The sequence below is a fragment of the Microcystis sp. M53598_WE2 genome (assembly GCF_030067735.1).
GTDB classification, from domain to species: Bacteria; Cyanobacteriota; Cyanobacteriia; order Cyanobacteriales; family Microcystaceae; genus Microcystis; species Microcystis aeruginosa.
Genome location: NZ_JASJFE010000992.1, coordinates 1 through 6,886 on the forward strand (window position 1 = coordinate 1; position 6,886 = coordinate 6,886).

Genomic DNA, 6,886 nt, shown 5'->3' on the forward strand with positions numbered 1-6,886 from the left:
CATGTCCCCGGTCCCCAATGAACTGGCGATGATGCTGCGGGGTAGAATCTAGAAAAACCCTGAAGGAAATCCTTGAGGGGTCAAGAGTTGAGTAGTCTAGAAAAATAGAAGCTCCTATTGATTCCCTAGGGGAACCCCTCAAGTGACCACTTCCGCGATTGTGTTGCCCGATATTTTTAAAGGCATCGCCCTGTTTACCCCCGGGGGCGACCTGATTTACTGTATCGATCCTGATAAACAAACTCATTGGCATCTGAATCTCTGCGCTGCTCTCCAGTCCGCTTTAGGGTTGCCAGAACCCCCCCATTTTTTAGTTCCTAGTTTTACCGCTACCATCGATCGCTGGCGAGATCCCTACAGTCACCGTATTCATACTAGAGCCGAAGTCTATCCCCTTGTCCGTCGCTATCAGCCTTTATTAAATGCTATTTTCGCCACGGACGAGCGAGCTTGGTTTACTGTACCTTGGCAGGAACAATCCTCTAATCCCACTATCTTAGAAACCTATCGTCAGCAGTTTCCCCAACTTTGGCAATCCCACGATCTGATTCTCCGTTATCAGGAACGCCCCGCAACGACTTCGGGGATTAGTGCTGACTCTGACTATACTAACCCTAGTCCCAAGGGTTATGTTTTGCGGTTATTTGTCTCCGGCAATAATGCCAATACTAAACACACCCTAGAATCGATCCATCAGCTTCTAGAGCGAGAATTACACCATCCCTATACCCTGAAAGTGATCGATATCTCTAAGCATCCAGAACAAGCAGAATCTAATCATGTCTCTGCTATTCCCACTTTAGTCCGGGTTTGGCCGCAACCGGTGAAACGCATCATCGGCGAATTTGAGGATTTACCGCGAGTATTACAGATTATCGCCACCGCTTAGGGTTTAAAGACTTCTGACTCGATTCCTCGCCACCATTCGCCCAATTTCATTAAGTCTTGCTGAATATCATCCAATTCTTGGATATATTCCTGTTGGGAAAGACTGGCACGACGTTCTTGCAGTTTTTTGAGACGCAATTGCACCAACAGCCAAGGCTTAGAAATACCGTTAGTTTCTTCGATATAGCGAGCGATATCTTGACTATCCATAGTTTTTTACTGTTATTATCCTATATTTTGTCAAATTAACCTGAGACTCCTTTTTTTACTTGCAGAAGATTATGTTTGATTTTAGCCACTATTACCCCTACACCGAATTAGTTTCTTTCCTGAAAAACCTAGCCTCATCCTATCCTAATTTAATTAGCCTCACCTCGATCGGTAAAAGCTACGAAAATCGAGATATCTGGTTAACTACCCTCACAAATCAAGCCACAGGCCCCTATTTAGAAAAACCTGCCTATTGGATTGATGCTAACACCCATGCGGGGGAAGTAACAGGCTCTGCCGTCGCTCTCTACACTATCTCTCATCTTTTGCGCCAATACGGTCATAATTCCCCAATTACCAGACTTCTTGACCATTACACTGTCTATATTTTGCCGCGATTAGCCGTGGATGGAGCAGAAAAATATCTCACCACTCCCTATATGTTACGATCGAGTATTCGCCCCTATCCCCACACGGATGAGAAACCGGGGCTATATCCTGAAGATATTAACGGCGATGGTTTAATCTTACAAATGCGCCAAAAAGATACCTGTGGCGCTTGGAAAATTTCTGAACAAGATCCTCGCATTATGGTGCGTCGCGAACCGGAGGAATTTGAAGGAACTTTTTACACTTTGCTCACCGAAGGTTTAATCCGCGATTACGATGGCTATAATTTTACCACTGCCCCCACCCTAGAGGGCCTGGATTTTAACCGCAATTATCCCGTTTATTGGGTTCCTGAAGGGGAACAGCAAGGGGCCGGCAATTTTCCTTTTTCGGAGCCAGAAACCCGTGCAGAAGCCGAATTTTGGGCAAATAACACTAATATTAATGGCTTCGTTACCTATCATACCTATTCAGCAGTCATGTTGCGTCCCTATAGCACCCATCCCGATGAATATTTCCCCGTGGAAGACTTAGAAATGTATAAATATATTGCTGATAAGGGAAAAGCAATGACTGGTTATGAATGCGTTTCTGTCTATCACGATTTTCGTTATCATCCCAAAGAAGTGACTAACGGTGCCATGGATGATTACGGTTACGATCATTTTGGTTGGTATGGTTTTACGGTGGAGTTATGGGATGCACCCACCCAAGCGGGAGTGAAAAAAGATGATTATATTCAATGGTTTCGCTGGCATCCTTTTGAAGATGAATTGAAATTACAGCATTGGAATGATGAGAATTTAGCGGGAAAGGGTTTTATTAATTGGCAAAGTTTTCATCATCCCCAATTGGGAGAGGTGGAAATTGGCGGTTGGGACTTTAAAAATGTCTGGCAAAATGCCCCCGAAAAGTATTTACCGGATTTATGTGAGAAACAATGTCAGTTTACTATTGCCCATGCTTTAATGTCACCTCTTTTAGCTATCTCTCGTCTTGATCTTAAGTCGGAGGGAAATGGTATTTATCATCTGGTTTTACAGTTGGAAAATCAGGGATTCTTACCCACTTATACCAGTAAAAAGGCACTGGAAAGAAAGATTGTTCGTCCCATTCAAGTCAAGTTAAATTTAGCCGATGAGGTGAGTTTAATAGTGGGAAAATTAGAGCAGGAAATCGGTCACTTAGAAGGGCGATCAAATAAAGTATATAGTAGTCTTGCTCACGGTTTAGATTATCGCCGTACGGTGGAATGGGTGATTAAGGGAGTTTCTGGTCAAGAAATCGAGATTATCGCTATAGCTGAAAGAGCAGGAACAGTCAGACAAAAAGTGATTTTATAGAGCTATTTTGTTCGATAAAATTGTTAAATAAGTATCCTTGGATTCGGTGGGTAAAACTCGCAATTTTTGGCTGCGAAGATCCGGTTCTAATCCCAAAGCTTCTAAAGGAATTACTCCTAATAAATTGTTTTGACCCCCGGGTAATTCCAAACATTCAAAAGTCCCTTCCCGTCCCGCGATAATCAAGGTGGCATCGCGAAAAATTCTCGCTTTTCCTATGCCTTTAGCCGTAGCCACATCTACTTCTTTTAAAAGCTGTAAACCCAAGCGGGAGACTACTTCCGGCACTAGACAAAGAGTGGTTGCCCCCGTATCCACCAAGACATTTTCTAGGGTAAGAGAGCGAATTTGTTCCGGTGCGATCATACCATCCTCCGCACGAATTTGATCGGCGCGATTAATAACTGTAATGCTGGTGTAGATTTTGCCCATATCTTCTGTAATAACTGCTGGCTCAACCATAAGATTACCCTCAATTCTACCTTCAATTATACCGGAATAATTGCCAACAACACTGTCTAGTAATTTTAATTATTAATCCGGCCATCGGGCATAATTGCACCGCGGAAGTTAACTCCCATCAGATTAGCACTCATTAACTCGGCACGAGTTAGATTAGCATTACTTAAATCGGCACCGGTGAGATTTGCTCTAGCAAAGAAAGCATCGACTAAATACGCTTCGCTGAAATTAACTCCTGAAAGATTAGCCCTTCTTAAGTCAGCATGATTCATTCTTGCTGCTTGAAAATTAGCTTGACTAAGATTAGCTCGATCGAATTTTATTTGAGTCATAATTGCACTATGGAAATTTGCCTGCATTGCTTCCGTATCGGTCATTTTTGACCGCACTAAATTGGCTCCCGCTAGATTTGCCCCCACTAAATGCGCCCCGATTAAATTAGCATCAGTAAGTAAAGCATCTTGGAGATTAGCATTAGTTAAATCCGCTTTTCTGAGGTCAACATTGCACAAATTAGCCTCCTTTAAATTGGCTCCTACTAGATTTGCTCGCACCAGATCAACCCCTTTCATATTAGCCCCTTGCAGGTCGGCGCAGGAGAAATTAGCTCCTTGTAAATTAGTGTTATGATTTTTCTTTTCCTGACGCATATTTGTTCCCCGCAAACAAGCACCAGTGAGGTTAGCACCACTTAAATTAGCCCCCCGTAAATCCGCCCCGATTAAGTTAGCATCAAGTAACGTCGCTAGGGTTATATCGGTATCACGAAGATTAGCCCCTTGTAGCATCGCTCCGTGTAAATTGGCACTGCGTAAATCTGCCCCATTTAAGTCAGCTTGGTTGAGACTAGCACCGCTTAAATTAGCTGTCACAAGATTAGCTTGAGCGAGATTAGCCCGGTTAAGATAGGTAAAGAGAAGATTGGCTCCGTGCAGATCTGCTTCATTTAAAACAATGCCAATTAAGTCAGCACCAACTAAATTAACTCCTGGTAATTTTAAGCCACTAAATTGAGTTTCTCCTGCGGCATAACGTGCAATTAATTCGTTGGGTTTCATAGGTAGAATATCCAGATAAATTTGGGTAAAAAATTAAAGAATTTTTTGTAAAATTTGCACCAAAATACTGGCGGTTTGAACGTTAGCATCCGTATCCATTTGGGTTTGAGCAATATTGTATAGTTGAACTTCGATATCCTGGATGGATTTACCACTTTGGATGAGTTGTTTTAGTAAATCTTCTAGGGTATAACTTCGCAGAGTTGACCAATCTTGACCGCTCCGATCCCAAGGATGAAATAGGAGCGAGAAAATCAATATTTTGGCTCGTAAAGGATTAGCATACTGGAAAATTTCTAAACGAATTTCAAAGGGGTCGTAGGCGGTAATTTGTGGGGAATTACTGGGGTTGTTATTTGAGGAAGCCGGCTCGGCCAAGGGCAATTCCATGACTAATTGCGGTTCATTTAGATTGATGATCGAAGAGGAAAAATCCACAGGTTCACTTCTAGAGGGGGAGAAAGATGTGGTTTTAGACGCAGAATCAGAATCATTCTTTAGATGAACTATTTGAGTGTTCAAGATTTGACTTTTTGACTCATTATCCTCTTCTTCGTCATCGTTATCAGTATCGTAGAGAGGCTCTAGTTGGGTAAGAATAATATCGGCTAGGGCTAGGTAGAGAGCTTTTTTGTTAATCTTTTCGGCAACTTGCTTGAGAGTTTGTCGCAAGCTTAGGAAATTGGGATTGTTTCGCTGAAGTTCTAAAACAATATTTTTTAAGCCATAATTATTAATCACCGCTTGATCGTTTTCCCAACGATTTTTACAAGCGGCAAACATTAATTTTTGAATTCTCGCTGTCTCTCGATGATTTTCTATTCCACTAACCACCTGTCTTAATAAATTATCTTCCTCGTTGTTGACATCATTATTAACGGTGGTGAAGCTAGGGTTAACTTCTGGCTCTACCAGTAATAATTGATTGTCGTAGGCGGCAGCAATATTACTATATAATTGACTGATTTGCTCGATAATAACCGTGGCTACTCCCAGATAAACTTTAGGACGATTGAGGGTTTTAACTAATTTATAAACAGAAAAAGTTAATTGTTCTTTATTGGTTTTCAGTTGCACTAACTCCTTCACCAAGTCTTCCATAGCCACAGTGTTCAAAATATTAGGCTCATTTTCCCAATATTTTTTACAGATACAAAAGATTAATTTTTTGATCCGTAATTTTTCTTCGTGGCTGTCGAGATAGCGAACTACATCATTAAAAACGTCGATGGATAATTGCATAGTAACCTCTGATCCGAGAAAGGAGCCAGCCCTCGCACGCCTCTACTATAGCGGTATGCTATTGGTCTCTCGCGAGTCAGCTTGCCAGAATATATAAGTTATTCCTCGCTTTTAGTGCCTGAAAATATCCTAACCTAAAAGCGTGGCACTATTGAGTTGGGGTTGCTGGATCTGGTCTATCTTCCCTAAGAGTACCCAGCCTAATTCCTAAAATTAGCAAACGATTATTTTTTCGCCTGGCTCGTTTTTAGTACAAATGTTCAGACAAAATCGGAGTAAAGTCTTTAAGTTTAGACGACCGATGCCCGATAGGGTTAGAGTAATCAGGGAGAAACTGATTTATCGAGAGGCCATATCATCCCATGCTAGAACTCTACCAATTTGAATTATCTGCCTATTGTGAGAAAGTCCGTCTCATCCTCGACTATAAAGGACTTGCCTATAAAAAAAGGGACGTGGTGCCGGGGGTGGGACAATTGGAATTATTCCGTCTTTCCGGACAGCGACAGGTTCCCGTCCTCAAGGATGGCGATACTTATATTGCTGACTCGACGGAGATTGCTTTTTATCTTGATCGCAAGTATCCTGAAAAACCAATTATCCCCACAGATCCCCTACAACGGGGTCAATGTTTATTAATCGAAGAATGGGCCGATGAATCCCTGGGATTAAAAGGAAGAACCGCTTTTCTCGGCGCTTTTGCCCAAAATCAAAACTTTCGTACCGCTTTTTTACCCCAGGAAACTCCCGGTTTTATGCGCTTGTTGCTGGGTTCTATGCCGGGGGAATTAATTGATATTTTGGGGGCAGGTGTAGGTCTGGGAAAAGATGCTATCAATACAGCGAAAAAGGGGCTACAACAGGATTTAGAGGCTTTGAACCTCATTTTAACCAATCGTCCCTATTTAGTCGGTGATCAGCCCACTTTAGCCGATTTAGCCGTGGCGGGATTAAGTGTACTGCTTCAGTTTCCCCAGGGTTCCTATCTCAACTTGCCCAGGGAATTGCAAGGCAAGGGGATTCCGGGGTTAGCCGATAATAGCGCCTACGAGGGCTTTTTTGCTTGGCGCGACCGTCTTTATAGTCAATACCGTCAAACTATCACCCCGGGAAGTTCCACCCCTCCTATCGATTCCCCCAACTCCATCCAGATTGAATAGCAGCGCTTGACTAGGCTGGTGGGGTTTGGGGTGTAGGGTTTGGGGTGTAGGGTGTGGGGTGTGGGGTGTAGGGTGTGGGGTGTGGGGTGTGGGGTGTGGGGTGTAGGGTGTGGGGTGTGGTGCGATTCGTTGG

General features: G+C 42.9%; 7 protein-coding genes. 3 read left to right on the forward strand and 4 right to left on the reverse strand.

Going from position 1 to position 6,886, the window contains the following annotated elements; genetic code table 11:
- The first annotated feature begins 142 nt into the window (after positions 1-142).
- Positions 143-889 carry a circadian clock KaiB family protein gene (locus PX636_RS20250; protein ID WP_002758959.1) on the forward strand — a complete coding sequence of 249 codons (747 nt, stop codon included), beginning with the start codon at positions 143-145 and terminating at the stop codon, positions 887-889.
- On the opposite strand, the gene PX636_RS20255 is transcribed toward PX636_RS20250, so the two are convergent.
- Positions 886-1,098 carry a hypothetical protein gene (locus tag PX636_RS20255; protein ID WP_002751038.1) on the reverse strand — a complete coding sequence of 71 codons (213 nt, stop codon included), beginning with the start codon at positions 1,096-1,098 and terminating at the stop codon, positions 886-888. The two genes, PX636_RS20250 and PX636_RS20255, sit on opposite strands and share 4 nt — an antisense overlap.
- A 71-nt stretch (positions 1,099-1,169) precedes the next feature.
- On the opposite strand from PX636_RS20255, the gene PX636_RS20260 reads away from it, so the two are divergent.
- Entirely contained in the window at positions 1,170-2,831 is a 1,662-nt protein-coding gene (locus PX636_RS20260; RefSeq protein WP_002798694.1) for a M14 family metallopeptidase, read from the forward strand.
- On the opposite strand, the gene PX636_RS20265 is transcribed toward PX636_RS20260, so the two are convergent.
- The 3 genes from PX636_RS20265 to PX636_RS20275 all read right to left on the reverse strand — a co-directional run bounded on the left by PX636_RS20265 (position 2,826) and on the right by PX636_RS20275 (position 5,593).
- Positions 2,826-3,293 (reverse strand): retroviral-like aspartic protease family protein, encoded by a 468-nt coding sequence (locus PX636_RS20265; protein WP_002798695.1) that lies wholly within the window; start codon positions 3,291-3,293, stop codon positions 2,826-2,828. The two genes, PX636_RS20260 and PX636_RS20265, sit on opposite strands and share 6 nt — an antisense overlap.
- Before the next feature lie 65 nt (positions 3,294-3,358).
- Positions 3,359-4,351 (reverse strand): pentapeptide repeat-containing protein, encoded by a 993-nt coding sequence (locus tag PX636_RS20270; protein ID WP_002798696.1) that lies wholly within the window; start codon positions 4,349-4,351, stop codon positions 3,359-3,361.
- 33 nt (positions 4,352-4,384) lie between these two features.
- Positions 4,385-5,593, reverse strand: coding sequence for a hypothetical protein (locus tag PX636_RS20275; protein ID WP_288118525.1), 1,209 nt, complete (start codon positions 5,591-5,593; stop codon positions 4,385-4,387).
- Positions 5,594-5,955: 362 nt separating this feature from the next.
- Between PX636_RS20275 and PX636_RS20280 the strand changes: the two genes are divergently transcribed.
- Positions 5,956-6,753: a glutathione S-transferase gene (locus tag PX636_RS20280; protein ID WP_002798699.1), complete on the forward strand. Its 798-nt coding sequence runs from the start codon at positions 5,956-5,958 to the stop codon at positions 6,751-6,753.
- Positions 6,754-6,886 lie beyond the last annotated feature (133 nt).

What these genes read in the sequence shown, in the direction of transcription:
- PX636_RS20255 (WP_002751038.1), bottom strand. Translation starts at nt 1,098, where the DNA reads ATGGATAGTCAAGATATCGCTCGCTATATCGAAGAAACTAACGGTATT.
- PX636_RS20260 (WP_002798694.1), top strand. Translation starts at nt 1,170, where the DNA reads ATGTTTGATTTTAGCCACTATTACCCCTACACCGAATTAGTTTCTTTC.
- PX636_RS20265 (WP_002798695.1), bottom strand. Translation starts at nt 3,293, where the DNA reads ATGGTTGAGCCAGCAGTTATTACAGAAGATATGGGCAAAATCTACACC.
- PX636_RS20270 (WP_002798696.1), bottom strand. Translation starts at nt 4,351, where the DNA reads ATGAAACCCAACGAATTAATTGCACGTTATGCCGCAGGAGAAACTCAA.
- PX636_RS20275 (WP_288118525.1), bottom strand. Translation starts at nt 5,593, where the DNA reads ATGCAATTATCCATCGACGTTTTTAATGATGTAGTTCGCTATCTCGAC.
- PX636_RS20280 (WP_002798699.1), top strand. Translation starts at nt 5,956, where the DNA reads ATGCTAGAACTCTACCAATTTGAATTATCTGCCTATTGTGAGAAAGTC.